13 protein-coding genes are annotated in these 18,021 nt (G+C 53.2%); 7 read left to right on the forward strand and 6 right to left on the reverse strand.

Features of this window, described 5'->3' with window-relative positions:
* Positions 1–102: 102 nt before the first annotated feature.
* Positions 103–1,941 (reverse strand): sigma-54 interaction domain-containing protein, encoded by a 1,839-nt coding sequence (locus tag C812_RS19490; protein WP_016314360.1) that lies wholly within the window; start codon positions 1,939–1,941, stop codon positions 103–105.
* Positions 1,942–2,170: 229 nt separating this feature from the next.
* Between C812_RS19490 and C812_RS19495 the strand changes: the two genes are divergently transcribed.
* From C812_RS19495 to C812_RS19525, 7 genes are all read left to right on the forward strand, one after another.
* Complete coding sequence (locus C812_RS19495; RefSeq protein ID WP_016314361.1) at positions 2,171–3,085, forward strand: proline dehydrogenase family protein; 915 nt, start codon at positions 2,171–2,173, stop codon at positions 3,083–3,085.
* Between the two features lie 35 nt (positions 3,086–3,120).
* Complete coding sequence (gene pruA / locus C812_RS19500; protein ID WP_016314362.1) at positions 3,121–4,689, forward strand: L-glutamate gamma-semialdehyde dehydrogenase; 1,569 nt, start codon at positions 3,121–3,123, stop codon at positions 4,687–4,689.
* 650 nt (positions 4,690–5,339) lie between these two features.
* Positions 5,340–6,608: a Glu/Leu/Phe/Val family dehydrogenase gene (locus tag C812_RS19505; RefSeq protein WP_016314363.1), complete on the forward strand. Its 1,269-nt coding sequence runs from the start codon at positions 5,340–5,342 to the stop codon at positions 6,606–6,608.
* 3 nt (positions 6,609–6,611) lie between these two features.
* Complete coding sequence (locus C812_RS19510; protein ID WP_016314364.1) at positions 6,612–8,015, forward strand: NAD-dependent malic enzyme; 1,404 nt, start codon at positions 6,612–6,614, stop codon at positions 8,013–8,015.
* Between the two features lie 198 nt (positions 8,016–8,213).
* On the forward strand, positions 8,214–10,001 hold the full coding sequence (locus C812_RS21660) for an S-layer homology domain-containing protein (protein ID WP_016314365.1): 1,788 nt from the start codon (positions 8,214–8,216) through the stop codon (positions 9,999–10,001).
* A gap of 140 nt (positions 10,002–10,141) precedes the next feature.
* Entirely contained in the window at positions 10,142–11,353 is a 1,212-nt protein-coding gene (locus C812_RS19520; RefSeq protein WP_016314366.1) for a lysophospholipid acyltransferase family protein, read from the forward strand.
* Positions 11,354–11,365: 12 nt separating this feature from the next.
* Complete coding sequence (locus C812_RS19525; RefSeq protein WP_016314367.1) at positions 11,366–12,733, forward strand: sodium/glutamate symporter family protein; 1,368 nt, start codon at positions 11,366–11,368, stop codon at positions 12,731–12,733.
* Between the two features lie 64 nt (positions 12,734–12,797).
* Here the strand turns inward: C812_RS19525 and C812_RS19530 are convergent, their stop codons facing one another.
* The 5 genes from C812_RS19530 to C812_RS19550 all read right to left on the reverse strand — a co-directional run bounded on the left by C812_RS19530 (position 12,798) and on the right by C812_RS19550 (position 18,014).
* Complete coding sequence (locus tag C812_RS19530) at positions 12,798–13,817, reverse strand: HAAS signaling domain-containing protein (RefSeq protein ID WP_016314368.1); 1,020 nt, start codon at positions 13,815–13,817, stop codon at positions 12,798–12,800.
* Positions 13,795–14,151 carry a PadR family transcriptional regulator gene (locus tag C812_RS19535; protein WP_016314369.1) on the reverse strand — a complete coding sequence of 119 codons (357 nt, stop codon included), beginning with the start codon at positions 14,149–14,151 and terminating at the stop codon, positions 13,795–13,797. The genes C812_RS19530 and C812_RS19535 overlap by 23 nt, the downstream gene beginning before the upstream one ends.
* A 447-nt stretch (positions 14,152–14,598) precedes the next feature.
* Complete coding sequence (locus C812_RS19540) at positions 14,599–15,918, reverse strand: ABC transporter substrate-binding protein (RefSeq protein ID WP_016314371.1); 1,320 nt, start codon at positions 15,916–15,918, stop codon at positions 14,599–14,601.
* 44 nt (positions 15,919–15,962) lie between these two features.
* Positions 15,963–17,123 carry an efflux RND transporter periplasmic adaptor subunit gene (locus tag C812_RS19545; protein WP_016314372.1) on the reverse strand — a complete coding sequence of 387 codons (1,161 nt, stop codon included), beginning with the start codon at positions 17,121–17,123 and terminating at the stop codon, positions 15,963–15,965.
* An 18-nt stretch (positions 17,124–17,141) separates the two neighbouring features.
* Positions 17,142–18,014 carry a carbohydrate ABC transporter permease gene (locus tag C812_RS19550; protein WP_016314373.1) on the reverse strand — a complete coding sequence of 291 codons (873 nt, stop codon included), beginning with the start codon at positions 18,012–18,014 and terminating at the stop codon, positions 17,142–17,144.
* Positions 18,015–18,021 lie beyond the last annotated feature (7 nt).

Genomic DNA, 18,021 nt, shown 5'->3' on the forward strand with positions numbered 1-18,021 from the left:
GTTTACTAAACGGAGAATATCCTTTTAGGAGGAACATTAGTCACTCAAAGCAACAGGGCCTTTGTGATAAACACAAAGGCCCCGCCTGTTCTTAAAAATGGATTATACCAAATTATAATCCCGAATCTTTTTATAAAGCGTACCCCGGGAAATGCCCAGCAGCTTGGCGGCATTGCTCTTGTTCCCCGCCGTCCGCTCCAGCGCTTCCTTCATCAACTCCATTTCTTCTTCGGGGGTGATGCGTGGACGCAGCATTTTGTCCAGCCGATCGGCCTGCTCCACAGAGGACAGCCTTGTTCCCCGCCCGAACTCAGAACCGGCAACGGATCCGCCTCCAACCGCTATACCCGCCGCAGAATCCGCCGCCGCGAACTCCAGCTGAGCTTGCCGCTGCTGCAACGCCTCCGGCAAGTGCTCCAGCGTGATTTGCTCATTTTCGCTTAAAATTACACACCGCTCGATCACCGCCCGCAGTTCGCTAACGTTTCCCGGCCAGTCGTAATTCGCAAACGCCAGCATCACCTCCGGCGAAACGGTCGGCAGCGGCTTCTGATACTGCAACGAATAAACACGCAAATACATTTGCACCAACGGCCCCAGATCCTCGCGACGCTCACGGAGCGGCGGCACCTTCAGCGATACCACGTTCAGCGCGTAGTACAAATCCGCCCGGAATTTGCCTTCCCGCACGAGTTGGCCCAGATCCTGGGTGGTGCCGGCGAAAATGCGCACCGATACCGGCACGGCTTCCGAAGACCCAATTCGCGTGATCGTCCGGTGCTTGATGTAATGAGCTAGCTTCTCCTGTACGTCTAACGGCAAACACTCAATCTCATTCAAAAAAATCGAGCCGCCGTCCGCCGCCTCCAGCCGACCGGCCTGACCCGACGGCTGTCCCGAGAAAGCGCCGCCTTGATAACCAAACAGCTCCGCTTCCGCAAGGCCTGCCGGAACGGCCCCGCAGCTCAACGCCAAGAACGGGCCCTCCGACCGCGCGCCGGCGCGATGGATCACTCTGGCCAACTGCTCCTTGCCCGCTCCGGTTTCCCCGATCAAGAGCACAGTGGAGTCGGTTTCGGCCAGTTTTTTGGCCAGCTTAATTACTTTGCCCATGCTCTCCCCGCGTCCGCTGATTAAGGCAAACGGATCCTCATCGCCAATCCGCTGGGTTAACAGACGGGATGTCGCTACGGTCAGTTCATCATTGAGCTTCACGAGGTGCGTGATATCCTGCTCGGTCGCCACGCCGCCAATGATCCCTCCACCCGGCTCAACGATCGGTGATGCATTGATCAGCACATGCGTGCCTTCCCGCGGACGATGGTAGGCCCCGCGCAGCCGCCGGCCCTCATCCAAGATCCCCAGTACGACCAGCGCGTCTGGATCAAAATGCTCCCCGATCGTACGGCCCACGATGTCCGCTTTCGCGATCTCGTACACTTCTTCCGCCACCGTGTTCCAACCGATTACCGTACCGTTCCGGTCCACAACCGTTACCGCATCACTGACCGTCTCCAGCAGGGCGTCAAAATACGCCTCCGCCCGCTGCTGCCGATCCGCTGCTATTTTGAGCAGGTCGATCATCGGTAGATAACCAACAGGCTCCTGTCGATCATTAACCACCAACGCCAGCCGCCCGTTTGGATCTGCGCTGGACCAGCGGGTCGCCAGTTCGCTGACCGGAAGCGCCAGCTCCGACTCTTGGAACACGACCGAAACGATGAACCTCGTCCCGTCAAGCCGCAGTCCTCCCCCGATGCTCCCTTCGCCCCAAGCTTCAAGCCGCTCGGCACCATCCGGCGTCAACAGATACCAAGCCCCGTCGAACTCGACTGCCGCCGCTTGGCCATCCTGTAGTGCCGTAAGCAATGCCCTTATTTTTTCTTCCGGTTTCAACCGGGTCAAATCCTGCCGGAAGGATATCCGTTCATGATTGAACATAGGTACCTCACACGTAATGAAATTTTACTTGTAAATCTAACACGAATACAGGCGAGGTTCAATATTCCATCGCGAAGATTAGACTTTCATCCAGCATAAATATGTTCAATATTGAACACTCTTGCTTTAATTTAAAATTTTTTTGTTTATTTTTTCAACTTATATTGTTCAAAAATCTAAAATATTGTATATTTTGTGTACAATGAGAAATGGAAAAGGATGGATGCCTATGGAAGCGTTGCTCCGCACCCTGTTTCAATCCTTCGCCAAAAGCCAATCCGTGGGACGAATGGCCCGCCGATACGGACTGCGCTTTGGTGCCAGCCGGTTTGTCGCCGGAGAAACGATTGATGGTGCAATTGAAGCTGTACGCGCATTAAATGCGACGGGTCGGGTAGCCACCCTCGATCACCTCGGCGAGTTTGTGTCCACAGAAGCCGAAGCTGAGCTGTCCATGCGGATGTGCCTCAAGACCCTGGATGCCATCAATGAAGCTGGAGTCGAAGCCAATCTCTCGCTAAAGCTCACTTCACTGGGGCTGGGGATTAGCGACGAACTCTGCATGCGCAATCTGACCACGATCCTGAACCGAGCCCGTCTGTACGGGTTGTTTGTGCGCATCGATATGGAGGATTTTACCTATTGTGAAAAAACGATCTCGATCTACAAGCAACTGCGCGAACAAATCGACAACGTTGGCATCGTCATCCAAGCTTACTTGTATCGCTCCATAGACGACATCGAGAACTTGAAGGCCCTGAAGCCGAACCTTCGCCTTGTGAAGGGAGCCTACAAGGAATCACCGAAAGTCGCATACCCGTCCAAGTCGGACGTCGACGATAATTTCAAACGCCTCATTTCTACCCACCTGATGAACGGCGGTTATGCTGCCATAGCAACCCATGACTCCCAGATGATCGACTACGCGAAGAAACTAATTCAGGATTTATCCATTCCACCGGATCGTTACGAATTTCAAATGCTATACGGCATTCGCGAAGATTTACAGCTTGCGCTCGTTCGCGAGGGTTACAAGGTTCGCGTGTACGTCCCGTTTGGCAGCGATTGGTTTGGCTACTTTATGCGCCGCCTCGCGGAACGTCCCGCCAACGTATGGTTTGTCTTAAAGAACTTATTTAAGTAATAACCAAAAATCTTATTCATAAAGGAGCACTCCCTATGAGCACAACGGCAAAACTGGAATCATTCCGCAACGAACCGTTTACCGACTTTAATCAGGAACCGGCCCGCCAGGCCATGGAAGCCGCGATTGCCCAAGTGAAGTCAGAGCTGGGACGGGAGATTCCACTGCAGATCGGCGGCGAGAAGATTTTTACAGAGGCCAAAATCCGTTCGATCAACCCCGGCAATCTCGATGAAACGATTGGCTATGTCAGCAAAGCCGATCAGGAGCTGGCTGAGAAAGCGATGCAGGCTGCCCTCTCGGCGTTTGAATCGTGGAAAAAGGTACCGCCCCACAAACGCGCACAGTACCTCTTGAAGGCCGCCAAGCTCATGACTGAACGGAAGCATGAGTTCTCCGCTCTGATGGTGCTCGAATCCGGCAAGAACTACGCGGAAGCGGACGCTGATACCGCGGAGGCCATCGACTTCCTGAATTTCTACGCACGGGAAATGATCCGCTTGAGCGAGATCAACGAAACGATGCCGCTGACACCGGTCCCCGGAGAGCACAACCGGCTGACCTACATCCCGCTTGGCGTAGGCGTCATCATTCCGCCATGGAACTTCCCGTTGGCGATTTGCGTGGGCATGACCTCAGCAGCGATTGTGTCCGGCAACACCGTACTGCTCAAGCCTGCCTCGAACACGCCGGTTATCGCCTATAAGTTCGCTGCACTGATGGAAGAGGTTGGCTTGCCGGCCGGAGTGCTGAACTTCATCCCCGGCAGCGGCTCCGAGGTTGGCGATTATCTGACTACACATCCGAAAACCCGGTTTATCAGCTTCACCGGCTCGAAGGAGGTCGGACTGCGCATCAGCAAGCTGGCAGCCGATACGGCTCCCGGGCAAATCTGGATCAAGCGGGTCGTCGCCGAAATGGGCGGCAAGGACGGCATCGTCGTGGATGAAACGGCAGATCTGGATGCAGCCGCACAGGCCATCGTGACCTCGGCTTTTGGGTTCCAGGGACAGAAATGCTCCGCCGGCTCCCGTGCGTTCATTGTAGCGTCCGTCTACGACGAGGTGGTGGAGAAAGTCGTATCATTGACGAAACAGCTGGAAATTGGCCTCCCCGAGCACAATAAAGCGGTTGGACCGGTGATCGACGAGGCTTCTTACCGCAAAATCCTCGATTACATCGAGATCGGGAAGCAAGAGGGGCAGCTTCTCACCGGCGGAGGGAAAGCCGAAGGCAACGGCTACTATATTGAACCTACCGTGTTCGCCGGCGTGGACGGGAAGGCCCGGATTATGCAGGAGGAAATCTTCGGGCCGGTTCTGGCGATCGGCAAAGCGAAGGATTGGCGCGAAGCGATTGCGTTGTACAACGATACCGAGTTTGGGCTGACGGGGTCGTTCTTTTCCCGGGATGAGGATCGCATCAGCGAAGCGTTAGAAACGATGCACTGCGGCAACCTGTACGTGAACCGCAAATGTACCGGAGCGTTGGTCGGCGCCCATCCTTTTGGGGGCTTTAACATGTCGGGAACCGACTCGAAAGCCGGCGGCTACGACTACCTGCTGCTGTTCACCCAAGCCAAGCTGACTTCCCGGAAGCTGTAGGCGATCGATCGCTTCCAGGATACTTCTTGATCTCGTGCGCTGCCTGCGCTCTATTGCTCTGTTGCTCTTTTGCCTTTTAGCTCTTTTGCCTTATTGCCTTTTGCTTTACTGCTCTTTTTGCTCGTTTCGTCATTTGCTAGCTTACTCTTTTGCTCGTTGTTCGCTAGGCCGGCGCTCCCTGCTCTAACGCTGATACAGAGCGCTATTGTAGCAAAATTGGCTTCTCACAAATTCTAACGACGCTGAGACACGCTATTTGGATGAAAACACCCTTTTTTACCCGATATATGAAGCAATAAGATTCGTGGTAAGCGTTAGAATCGCAGAACAGCAATTTTGGCGGCAATAAGGTTTGTGACAAGCGTTAGAGCTGCGGGAAGCCAGTTGCAGGCGCAACATTAGAGATACCAAAGCAGCGCTAGAGTTACTTTAGTAACACTAGAGTTACCAAAGCAGCCCTAGAGTTACCGAACTAGCATTAGCGTCTCCAAAGCAACATTAGAGTTACTGAAGTAACATTAGCATCTCCGAATGCAATATTAGAGCTGTCGAAGCAATGTTAAAGCAGCAGAAGCAACCTAGAGCTTTGGCGGCGACGGACTTAGCAAGCTTCAAATCTATCTCCAATACGGACGGAAGAAGGGTAACCCATGATTATGAACGGGAAACGAACACTTTCGGAAAATATGGACGTTTTGACCAGCACCCAACAGGTCATTCACATGGCCCTGCAGACGATGAATGAGCCGCCGGCGATGTTTGACCTGCTCAAGGAGCCGCTGCGGATGCTGACCGTGCGGATTCCGGTGAAGATGGACGACGGCTCAGTCCAGGTCTTTACCGGATACCGCGCTCAGCACAATGACGCGGTCGGGCCGACCAAAGGCGGCGTGCGATTCCACCCCGACGTGACGGCGGAGGAAGTGAAGGCTCTGTCGATGTGGATGAGCATCAAATGCGGGATCGTGTCGCTGCCCTACGGCGGCGGAAAAGGCGGAATCGCCTGCGACCCGCGGACGATGTCGATGCGGGAGCTGGAAGCCTTAAGCCGCGGATATGTGCGGGCAATCAGCCAGTTGGTCGGACCGACCAAGGATATCCCGGCGCCTGACGTGTACACCAACTCCCAGGTGATGGCCTGGATGATGGACGAGTACAGCCGAATCCGCGAATTCGACTCGCCGAGCTTCATCACTGGCAAACCGCTGGTGCTCGGCGGCTCCTACGGGCGGGAATCGTCGACGGCCCTCGGCGTCACGATCGTGCTGAAGGAGGCCGCTAAGATGGTCGGCATGGCGGTGGAAGGCGCGCGAGTCATCATCCAGGGCTTTGGCAACGCCGGAAGTTACCTGGCCAAGTTCTTACACGACGCCGGGGCTATCATCGTTGGTATTGCCGATGCGCGCGGCGCGCTGTACGATCCGAACGGGCTTGATATCCTCGAGCTGTTGGATCGGCGGGATTCTTTTGGCGCGGTGACCCATCTCTATTCCAACCGGATCACAAATCAGGAACTGCTAGTGAAGGAATGCGACATCCTCGTGCCGGCTGCGATCGAGAACCAGCTCACCGAGGAAAACGCGCCGCACATCCAGGCCAAGCTGATCGTCGAAGCGGCCAACGGTCCAACGACGTATGCAGCGACAGAAATTTTGTCCAAGCGCGGGGTTCTGATTGTGCCGGATGTCCTAGCGAGTGCGGGCGGCGTGGTCGTATCCTATTTTGAGTGGGTCCAAAATAATCAGGGTTACTACTGGCCGCTGGAGGAAGTGAACGCGAAGCTGGAGCAGCTGTTGGTGGACGCTTTTCACAAGGTCTATCAGACTTCGGTGACACGCCGGGTGAACATGCGTCTTGCCGCGTATATCGTAGGGCTGAAGCGAATGACCGAGGCGGTAAAATGGCGGGGGTGGATTTAAGTTATGGCACGTACGTTAATTATTATCCGATTGGAGCTCGACCATAAGAAGGCCAGCTTCGGCGATGTCGCCGCTGCGGTGAGTGGTGCCGGGGGCGACATTACGTCGATCGACGTGATCTCCTCGGCCAAAGGATCTTCGATACGCGACATTACCGTCGACACGGGCGACCAGGACGAAACGGCATTCGTCAAAGCGCTGCGCAAGCTGCATGGGGTCCGGCTGATCAACGTCTCCGATCGCACGTTTCTCATGCATCTCGGCGGCAAAATTGCCATCGAACCAACGATGCCGATTCGCAACCGCGACGATCTGTCGCAGGTGTATACGCCAGGGGTCGCCAAAATCTGCACGGCAATCCACGAAAGTCGAAACAAGTCGTTTTCGCTGACGATTAAACGCAACACGGTGGCGGTCATCACGGACGGAACCGCCGTGTTGGGGCTTGGCGATATCGGCCCGTATGCCGCGGCGCCGGTGATGGAAGGCAAGGCGATGCTGTTTAAACAGCTGGCCGGGGTAGATGCTTTTCCGCTCTGCCTGGATACCAGCGATACGGAAGAAATTATTCGTACCGTTAAAGCCGTCAGTCCGATTTTTGGCGGGATCAATCTGGAGGACATCAGCTCCCCTCGATGCTTCGAAATTGAACAACGGCTGGCGGAGGAACTGGACATTCCGGTCTTCCATGACGATCAGCACGGAACGGCGGTGGTCGTGATCGCGGGGTTAATCAACGCGCTGAAGGTCGTTGGCAAATCGATGTCCGAGGTGCGGGTCGTGGTAAGCGGCGTGGGGGCCGCGGGTGTCTCCATATGCAAAATGCTGCTGGCTGCAGGTGTAACGAAGCTTGTGCCGGTGGACAAGGAGGGGGCGATTGTCCGCGGGGGGACATACGGCTATCCGATGTGGCAGTGGCTCGCAGAGCAGCCGCAGGTGGAAAGCCAGCCCGGTTCGCTGCATGAGGTCTTGCCTGGTGCTGACGTGTTTATCGGCGTTTCTGCGGGGAATCTGCTGACCAGTGAGCATCTGCGGACGATGAACGAGCAGCCGATCGTATTTGCCCTCGCCAACCCGAACCCGGAGGTAGATCCAGAGGTTGGGCTGGCTCACGCAGCGGTCTTCGCAACCGGTCGAAGCGATTATCCGAACCAGATCAACAACGTGCTGGTGTTCCCCGGTGTGTTCCGAGGAGCGCTTGATTGCCGGGCCCGCGTGGTCAACGAAGCGATGAAGCTGGCTGCAGCACAAGCCATCGCCTCTGCCGTTACCGATGAGGAACGAAACGAGCAGTATATCATCCCGAGTATTTTTAATGATCAGGTTGTTCCGCTTGTGCGCAAAGCCGTCATCGAAGCGGCCATTGCCACCGGCGTGTCCCGGCGTATTCCACCGGATTTCCGCTGACACCACGCAAGTGGATGCCCCATCTCGCTATACTTCCTTTCTTGCCCTTTTGCCTTGTGCAGTAAGGGCTTTTTTATGTTTCTAAATCAAATAGCCTCAAATTGGATTGCGCAAATCCGAAATTAAGATATATTAATTTTAGACAAATATCGAGGCATCTTGGTAAATTTTTCGGTTTTATATGAAAGGGGAATGTAAATGAGGAGAAAGCTTTACGCCAAAGTGATGGCAAGCGCAGCCCTGCTTAGCGCGATTTCGCTGCCAGCCCATGCTGCAACTCAATTGTCGGACATTGACGGCTCTTATGCGAAAGATGCCATTATGGAACTGGTCAACAAGGGGATCATTAACGGAAAAGGAGACGGGAAGTTTGATCCGACAGGGAAGATCGAGCGTCAAGATTTTGCGATCATTTTAGCCAAAGCCCTGCAACTAGATACGAGTGAAGCCCCGGCATCCGCTACATTCCGGGATGTGCCTACGACTCACTATTCTTTTGCTTATGTCGAAGCGGCGGCCAAAGCCGGATTGATCAAAGGTCTAGGCGACGGAACCTTTGGTAACGGCGTTAATTTATCGCGACAAGACATGGCGGTGCTATTCGTTCGCGCCCTCGGCGTAGATGCTGCTGGTAAAGCGAGCAATCTCAAATTCTCCGACGCCGGCCAAATTGCCGATTATGCCAAGGACGCCGTGGCCGCCGCAGTGGAGCTAGGCTTGATCACCGGCACCGGCAATGGACAATTTAACCCAACCGGGAATGCGGAGAGACAGGCCGTCGCCCTGGTCGCCAGCAAGTTCGTGAAGCAAGTGGAAGAGAAAAAGCAAAGCGAAAGCAGCCCAACCCCATCGACCGAAGAACAACCTGCTCCTCCCGCAGAGCCGGACAAGCCCGTCGCACCTCCAACGACGCCTTCGGTGCCGAGTTCGGGAGGCAGCGGGGGGAGCTCCTCACCTGATGTAACCGCTCCAAGAGTAACATTGTTGTCTTCCTCACCTGTTCGGATTGGTAATTATGTCCAAGCCCGCAGTAATGAGAACGGTACTCTCTATCTTATTCCCGAAGGCCCCACACCAAGATCACGATCTGAGTTGGAATCACTTAGCTCTGGTCGCGGAGTTGCTACTTCTACGGCCAATGAAATTACACGTATCCCGACCTCTGAACTGTTTAGTGGGACCTACCGGGTTTTTGCGGTGGATGCCGCCGGGAACGTCTCCGCTCCATCGGCTGCAATCGAACTCGTTGAGTCGTCTGGCGAATACAATGTGTGGCCGAAACCTGAAGCGAAAATCTGGCTGAACAGTGGATCTTCCGCTAACACTTTCCTTTTGGACAGCGTATCCTCGGATCCATTAACCTACAACACTCGCAATATTAACGACTTGATCGAAATTAGAGACGGTGCAACCGAGCTGCGAATTGGAGACTACTTGGGGGCAAATTGTTTTGCGGTGATTGATCCGTCTAATCCTGATCAGAAGGTAGCTAACCTTCTTGTCGATTCATCAAGCGATTTAATTGAATGGCTGGGGGATGATCCTAACGAATTAGGTCTAATGATCCGAGCAAAAGAAGGGGCAAATCAACATAGTGAAGCCTTCATCGAGTTCACTCTTTGGAGCGATGATAGCCTAGTGTTAGGCCATGCTGAGATTCCTATCCTATTCGACGATGAGGCTCCTACTGTAACCAACAGCACCTACGAAAATGGGGGGATCACATTGGAATTCAATGAGGAGGTTCTTATTAGAAACCTTAATCTCACATATTCTTTTGATAACTTCGACTCCTCCGAATTTATGACACCCGGAGCTGACTATGATCTAAACACACTCGATAATATTACTTATCGAATTGAGCTAACGGATTCTTTTCTTTCTAATCTTACTCTTCCTGTAGAGGTTCGGATCAGTTTCACCTCAGCTTATGATCGTGCTGGTAATTCTCTTGATGCGGAGCCAATTGATATTACTATCAATTAAGCCTCTCCCCCCCCCAAGAACGGCCCCTTGGCCGTTCTTCTTTTTTTCTACACCAATAACTTCCCGCCGCCGAATTTGTCCAAAATATGATATAACAATATTAATGTGTTTTTCGAAATTCATCTTCAGGATGTGACCCTGTGAGCATAGAGAAGAAACCGGGAAAAATCGCGCAGCGACTTGTATTGTCCGCTCTACGCGCATTTCTCCAAAGCCGCTCCCAGATCAAGGTGGTACGCAACGATACCGTGGGCTTGAAGCCGCCGTATCTGATTTTGGCGAACCATGTAACCAACTGGGATCCGTTCTACATTAATTGTTACGTGGACGAGCCAATCAGCTTCGTGACCGGAGCTTCCCTGTTCCGAAACCCGTGGCTGGCCAAGCTGCTGAATTACACCGGAGCGATTCCCAAAATGAAAAATAAAAACGATACGCGCACCATCCGCAGCATGATCAAAGCCAAACAGAGCGGACGCGTCATCGGCCTCTTCCCCGAAGGGAACCGGAACTGGGACGGGACGACCGAGCCGTTGTTCTATTCCACGGCCAAGCTGGTGAAATTGCTGGATCTTCCGGTGGTGATCGCCACGATTTCCGGCGGCCACCTGTCCTCCCCCCGTTGGGCGGAGAACTATCGCAGGGGCCCCATCCACCTCTCCTTCGAGAAAAAATGGGATGCCGGCGCATTCGCCAACCATACCCCGGATGAGATCCATCAAATGCTAACGGAAGCGTTGGCGCATGACGATGCAGAGTGGCAGTCCCAGACCGGCGCGGTCTATTACGGCAAAGCCCCCGCGCATTACCTGGAGCGCCTGCTGTTCATCTGCCCGCACTGTGAAGTCCCAGGCCGCCTCCGCTCCGAACAAGACCTGTTCGGCTGCACGGCCTGCGGCTACACCGTTCGCTACACGCCACAGGGCAAATTCGCCCCGTTTACCCATCCCCTGCGCTTCTCGACAACGCGGGACTGGAATCGCTGGCAGCTGGAACGGCTGAATCAAGTCATGCAAGAAGCCGGACAGCTCGTCTCCTGGGAACCCGTCATGCAGGATCCCGTGCATATGTATGTTTCGGAGGGAGAGAAGCCTTTTCAATCGCTGGGAACAGGACAATTGCACTGGAACGCAGATCAAGCAGATTCTCTTACGTTTCAAGGGGGTCACGGACAGGCGTATTCCTTCCCATTTGTCGAGTTAGAAGGGATCAACGTCCAACTTCACCACAAGTTTGAGTTTTATGTGGGAGATAAGCTGTATCGGTTCCTGTTTTATCAACCGCGCACCTCGGCTTACAAATGGCTCAAATTTATCACCGCGCTGGAACAACGTTTAACCCGGCACAACTAGGAGGTTCTCTCTTTGGATAATTCATGGTCCTTCGTGATTGACTTTACGTTGCTGTCTTTGTTGATGGTCGTATCGGCCATTCTGAAGGCACGCATTCCGCTGTTACGCAAAATCATCGTCCCTACCTCCATGGTAGCCGGTATCCTTGGCTTAATCGTGGGTCCGGAGCTGCTCGGGTGGCTGAACTTCGATCTCGATCGTCTGGGGCAACTGGTCTACCATCTGATGGCGATCGGATTCATTGCCCTCTCCCTGAAGGAGCGAGAGGTGTCCAACAGCCCGGCGGTCATGAAATCCGGGATGCTCATCGTATCGACGTACCTGATCCAAGGGCTCGTGGGATTTGGTCTGCTCTTGATCCTAACGGAGTTGTTCTATCCCGGAATGTTCCCAGGTATCGGTTTACTGCTTCCTCTGGGCTATGGACAAGGCCCGGGGCAAGCCTATTCGATCGGCAGCCGTTGGGAGGCTCTGGGGCTGGAGGGCGGCGCCAACCTCGGTTTAACCATCGCTGGGTTTGGTTTCATCTGGGCTGTAATTCCCGGAATCATTCTGATGAACATCCTGATCCGTCATCCGAGATTTAAACAGGTGGCTTCCCGTCCACACAAAGAACGAACTGAGGTTATGGAAAAATCAGAAGAAGGTGAGATTCCGCTCAGTGACGCGATCGACAAGCTAACCTACCAAATCGCGCTGATCGGCTTTATTTACCTGGTGACTTACTTGACGTTACGTGGACTAGAGACGGTGCTGACTCCGCTCGGAACCTATGGAGAAACGCTGGCCCAATTGCTGATAGGATTTCACTTTCTCATCGGCAGCCTGTACGCCATGTTGTTCCGATGGATTCTTAACCGTTGGAAGCAAGCGGGCTTCCAGTTGGAGCATTCTCCGAACAACTACCTGTTGCAACGGATCTCCGGATTTTCCTTCGATTACATGATCGCCGCCTCAATTGCAGCGATCTCGATCTACGCACTGAAGCAATACTTGACGCCTGTGCTCATCCTAACGACAATTGGCGGATTAGTCACGGTATGGTTTATGGTTTGGTTAGTGCCGCGGGTGTTGCCGGAGGATAAGTTGCCGAACGTCCTCGGTTTCTACGGGATGCTGACCGGAACGATTTCCACCGGACTTGCGCTGGTCAAAGCCGTCGATCCGAAATTCCAATCGAATACGACAGACAACTTAGTTATGGGCAGTGCCTCCGCAATCATGTTCGGTTTCCCGCTGCTGTTGATCTTAAACATCCCAATCGTTGGGTATCTGCAAAATCAACCGGTGATGTACCTGTACACCTTTGGCGCCCTATTCTTGTATTTCGCAATTCTCATGGGCTTGCTGCTGTACCGGTCCCGAAAAGCAACTGCTTAAGCGAGCTTCCAAATGATAGGCCCCGCTCTCTTTCACCCAGAGAACGGGGCTTTTTCGGATGGGTCTATTTCGCCGTATGGGGAAGGTTCGCTTTGCGGAACCCTAGATAACTGTCCAGAGCTGCGACTAACATGTAGACGAACAATACAAGCCACATGATCCAACCGGAGTTAAAACCGGACACGCCCGATCTGAAAATATCCTCCAGCTTCGCGATAAAACTCGGGGACAACAGCTCTCCCTTGCTGATGACCGTGCCGAATACCACCAACGAAAGGACGTGGTTGGCCGCGTTCAGGAACGCGATCTTCACATTCCATTGGGCCACGATCCATTTGTAGATCGCCAGAGCCACATCCAGCGCAAGAATTACTGCGATAAACGGCCAATACGACAGCAACACGTCTTGATTAAAAATTGGTGTTGTCATTTCTATGCCGTTTCGACCTTTCTCATATACACCAATTAACCGATCTGCATTGAAATACACGCTCCCCCAAATCGCCGTCCACATGAGGCTGGCAAAAACCTCACTTTTCTTAATCACTTTCTGCACTGGGATATACCGGGTGTCCTTCAAATCATCCGGCGTCCAGGCCTTGAACTTGCTGTTCAGCGGCAGTTCGTTGCCAGTTCCCGTGCGCTCCAGAATGACAAACGCCAAGGTAATCCAAAATACGGTCTGCACCCCTGCGCTGAACACTGTCCCTATCGCTTTGCTGAGCAGGACAGCCGCAGCCTCAGCGGGAACCACATCACCGGAATACGTAATGATTTGATTGGCAATCAGCGACAAGAGAGTAATTACAACCACAATGGGGACAATCATTTTCAAGACCTGAACATAAGTCTCATAGAAGCGCGGCCCGATCAAAAATGCGGGTTGATCGCGATACTGCGCGGCCAATACGGCCGGATCCCCCAATTGCGTCAGCGCCTCCTTCACTTCCGCCTCGCTGGGTTCCTCCGGCAGCATATCCTCAATTGTGGAGCGGAGTTCCAGCGCGATGTCCTCTCGGGTCTTATCCGGCAGGCGACGAGTTACTTCGTAAACGTAAAGCTCAATCAGATCCGATGGTTTCATCATTATTCTCCCCCTTCAACAACGTGTACAGCTCCTGGGAGGTCTTCTCCCATTCCACCTTCAACTGCTCAAAAATCTCCAAGCCAAATTCACTCAACACGTAGTAACGGCGCGGTCGGCTCTCCGTTGTATCCCAGCTGCTTGTCACAAGTTCCTGCTTCTCCAGCCGCCGTAACAGCGGATATAGCGTGCTCTGATCAATGGCGATCCCGGACTGCTCCAGCCGTTGAACGAGTGAATACCCATACTGCGGCGTCCGCAACTGGCTTAACACCGCCAAGGTTAACGTTCCGCGACGGAGCTCCGTGATCAAGGAATTTAATAGGGCGTTCATCCTTCCACCTCGTTGTCTCATCCTGTTTTTTATTTACTGCAATCTTATACTGTTTTTCGCATACTGTGCGTCATACAATATATCTTATACTATGCATCATACACTATTAGTTATCACCAAGCAATGGGCGATAACTAATATTTCCTGATCATATTGCCGTCAAGCGGTCCTTTTGCGAGCCTCTTTACATAATTATCCCTTTCGTTCAGTGACAAGAAGAAGGAGAGATCAAGGGCATGAGGGAGGTGAGGTATGGTGAGGTGAGGTTGGCCTGAGCCTGAGCCAGCACCTGATCTCTAATCACGTCATCGATCCTGTGAATGGTCATGAGATACGCACTCCCTGATGCAACGGGATAATCATCAAAAGAAGCTGGCAGAGGTACCTAACGAACGGCGCGTAAGCGACAAAAAAATCCCGCCTCTCAATGAGGCAGGATCCTTTACTTTATTCGTTCAAAAACGTAGTTACCCGGTTTTGCATCAACTTCGCGGCTTCCTCCGCAGATTTCTGTCCGCTGAAGAAGGCAAGCGATTCTTCCCCGACGATGGAGATCACCTTGGCTTCAAGCGGCGAATATTGGTCCACCGCATCCAGCATTTGACGAAAGCGATCAAATTCCTCGTCCGCGGCCTTAACAGCAGCTCCATCCGGCAGTTTGTAGCTGCCGTCCGCAATTTGCTGCTTTATGTCATCCAGCTGCTGCGAATTGATCGAAGAGAGCAGCGAGAACCCCTCGCGCTCCGGTAACTTCTGCGCTTCCTCCGACAGGAGAAAGCGGATCAGCTTCCAGGCCTCTTCCGGAACCTGGGATTTCGCCCGGATCCCAAACAAACTCGTCGGAATGATTCGCATCGTACCGGATTGAGCGGGGTTATGCGGTTTCTGCATGAGGATCGGGTGTTCAAAATACTGATGAGGCACGTCAATAACATCCTTCGGATCACGTAATACCGCAGAATAAAACAGTTGCTTTCCCGAACCCGCCGACTCTTCGGTCATCACGCCATCATCATACATCTGCTTCACTTGATGTAGCAGCGCGATAAATTCCGGGGAATCGAACTTGGCTTGTTTGTCGCTCGTATCGACATAGGCTTCATAGTTATCCACTGTCATTTCCTGCATGAGCATATCCGGCGGATATTCCGTCATCGCAAAGACCTTCTCATTCCCCTGCGTTAATTTTTTCGCTATTTCTGCAAAGTCCTGCCAAGTCCAGGTTTTCTCCTGAATGTCGGCCTCTTTCAAAGCATCGCCATCGCCGATGAACGCCCTCAGGGAAAAACCTCCTGGGATCGCATATAAACCTCCGTTCTCCCTCGCAGCATCCAAAATATTTTGCTGGAGATCCTCCTTCTTGATGGATACATCCCCGCTAAGTGACGAATCCATATTCAGCAACAAACCTTTGGCTATATATTCGCTTATTGGCAGGCTCTTCATTTCAATGACGTCCGGTCCTTGTCCTGAGAGCAGTGCGGTGTTGACCGATTTGCGATACTCCTCAATTTCACCCGCCTTCCATTCCTCTCCGGCTTGTTTATAAGCCTGAATAATCAGGTCGATGTCAGGGAATTTGGCCTCAAACTTCCGCTCCAGCGCAGTATAAAACGGGCTTGCCTCCTGAACCGATAAGGTAAGCACGGTTTTGCCCTCTTCTCCAGCCGGGTTCTTCCCTACAGTATCCGTCGCTCTGCTGCACGCAGCCAAAGCAATCGATATAACCAATGCCGCAATAATTGTCTTCCCCATCCGTTTTTTCATGGTTTATTCTCTTCCTCCTCTGCTTCATTTCGATCGCTGATTTTCTATTGCAAACGAACCCGATTGCCATCCTGTAAAGGTTCACTGCTCTCCAGAATGATCCGCTCTCCTTCAAACAGAAGATCTGCCGGGATCATCGTTTCCGCTTCATTCGCTTCACTTTGCTTAATCGTCACCTTTCGGGCGACGAACACATTGCCCAACGCCCCGCGCTGCTCCTCCACCTTAAAAAGAAAGCGCGAATCGCCTTCGCGATGAATCGCTTCATTTGGAACAACCCAGCCCTGCTCGGAGGACGTCTGTTCCAGCCGAACCGTAACTTGCTCCCCTCCTTTCAGGGCAGGATCAGCTACTCGGATACGCAGCCGCCTTTGCGGCAGCGTCGCCGATGTTCCGTCACCTTCCTCCGGTGAACCTGTGATTCGAGAACCTGCGTTAGTGATGTCTTCGACCACGCCCTCCAGTTGACGCGGCGGTTGTTCACTGGCAGCGGCCACCTCAACCTTCACCGCTTCGCCGGTTGCGATCCGAAGACGGTCGATCACCTCGGCATCCCCGATGATATCCACACGGTAGCCTGCACTTGTACTTGACACCACCACGTCTGGGAGGGAGGTGGAAGCCACCCCAACCACCGCGTTGACCTCCGTAACCACCCCGTCAAACGGGGCGACGAGCTCGCTGCGGCTTCTGATCTGCTCACGCAGTCTCTCGATCTTCCGCTCCTGTACCTGGAGGTCAAGCTTGCGAGTTTCGATCTCCCGTTTGGCTTCTCTCAAGCCGGTTTCATCCCCGCTCACCGTGGCCTCGATGAACTGATCCTGAATCGTTTCGAGCGCGATTCGCTGCTTTTTCAATAGCGCCATCTCATCTTCCAACTCCCGCTCGGCATCAGCACGATCGTATAGTACAAGCTTCTGCCCCGCTTGAACATCAGCACCTTCCTTCACCAGTACCTTCTTAACCTTCCAACCGGCCGGGTTGATCAGCTCTGCCTGCTTCTTCGGCTGCAATATCCCGGTTCCCGTTAACCGATAAGTTATTCCGCCGGCTGCTGCTGGGGAAGTTCGGACCTTTGGCAAGGTCATCGATTGCAACGTATTACTGAAAAAAGTGAAAAACAACAAACCTCCCATCAAAGCCATAAAGGTGGTAATGATTATTTTTTTGCGTTTACGATCCGTTTGATCTTTCCCAAGTTCCATGACGCGACTTTATCCTCCTTACCCCTTGATGCCAGAAAGCTGCACGCCTTCGATGAAATAGGCCTCGGCATAAAGGAACAGCAGCACCATCGGCGACATATACAACATCGAAGCCGCGAACACAGTTCCCCACTCGCCGCTTAATCTCGATAAGAAGACCGATAACGGCTGCCGAAGCGGATCCAAGAAGATCAGCGGCTGCTCGACCATATTCCAGTAATCGACGAACAGGAGCACCACCAGCGCAGCAAGTCCCGGCTTAACCATCGGGAGAATGATTGTCAGGAATATCCTCAGATGACCGGCACCGTCGATCTTGGCCGCCTCGATGTAGGCGTACGGGATATGCAGCATAAATTGACGCAGCATGAAGACCCCAAACGCAGCAAAAATACCCGGCAGAATCACCGCCGCCGGACGGTGGATTAACCCCAGCCAATCGGCCATGAGATAATTCGGGACCAGCGTCACCTGAAAGGGCATCAGCATCGACAGCAAGAAGATCAGAAAAATCGCATCTCGACCCCGAAACCGCAGTTTGGACAGCGCATAGGCCGCCATCGCAGCGACCGCGGTTTGTCCAACGATAATCGGTAAGACCAGCTCCACGGAACGCCAAAACATCAGCAAATAATTAGGGGTATATACCAACAGCCTGCCGTATTGCGCCAAGGTCACCTGATCCGGTACCCATTTGAGATTGATGAAGGTATCAGCTTCGGTCGAAGCCGCCTCCGTCAGCTCCCCCATTGGACCATAATTGATTTCAAGCTCCTGCTCGCTCATCAGCGAATTCGTGAATGTAATGATGACGGGAAAGAGGAGCAGCACGGCGAATAAGCCTAACATTCCCGTCAGCATAGCTTTTTGTATCCTTTGGATTGCCTGCACGCCCGGC

Source organism: Paenibacillus barengoltzii G22 (genome assembly GCF_000403375.2).
Classification (GTDB): Bacteria; Bacillota; Bacilli; order Paenibacillales; family Paenibacillaceae; genus Fontibacillus; species Fontibacillus barengoltzii.

Bases quoted from the DNA above. Each gene is read 5' to 3' on its own strand.
- C812_RS19490 (WP_016314360.1), bottom strand. From the start codon at position 1,941: ATGTTCAATCATGAACGGATATCCTTCCGGCAGGATTTGACCCGGTTG.
- C812_RS19495 (WP_016314361.1), top strand. From the start codon at position 2,171: ATGGAAGCGTTGCTCCGCACCCTGTTTCAATCCTTCGCCAAAAGCCAA.
- pruA (WP_016314362.1), top strand. From the start codon at position 3,121: ATGAGCACAACGGCAAAACTGGAATCATTCCGCAACGAACCGTTTACC.
- C812_RS19505 (WP_016314363.1), top strand. From the start codon at position 5,340: ATGATTATGAACGGGAAACGAACACTTTCGGAAAATATGGACGTTTTG.
- C812_RS19510 (WP_016314364.1), top strand. From the start codon at position 6,612: ATGGCACGTACGTTAATTATTATCCGATTGGAGCTCGACCATAAGAAG.
- C812_RS21660 (WP_016314365.1), top strand. From the start codon at position 8,214: ATGAGGAGAAAGCTTTACGCCAAAGTGATGGCAAGCGCAGCCCTGCTT.
- C812_RS19530 (WP_016314368.1), bottom strand. From the start codon at position 13,817: ATGAAACCATCGGATCTGATTGAGCTTTACGTTTACGAAGTAACTCGT.
- C812_RS19535 (WP_016314369.1), bottom strand. From the start codon at position 14,151: ATGAACGCCCTATTAAATTCCTTGATCACGGAGCTCCGTCGCGGAACG.
- C812_RS19540 (WP_016314371.1), bottom strand. From the start codon at position 15,918: ATGAAAAAACGGATGGGGAAGACAATTATTGCGGCATTGGTTATATCG.
- C812_RS19545 (WP_016314372.1), bottom strand. From the start codon at position 17,123: ATGGAACTTGGGAAAGATCAAACGGATCGTAAACGCAAAAAAATAATC.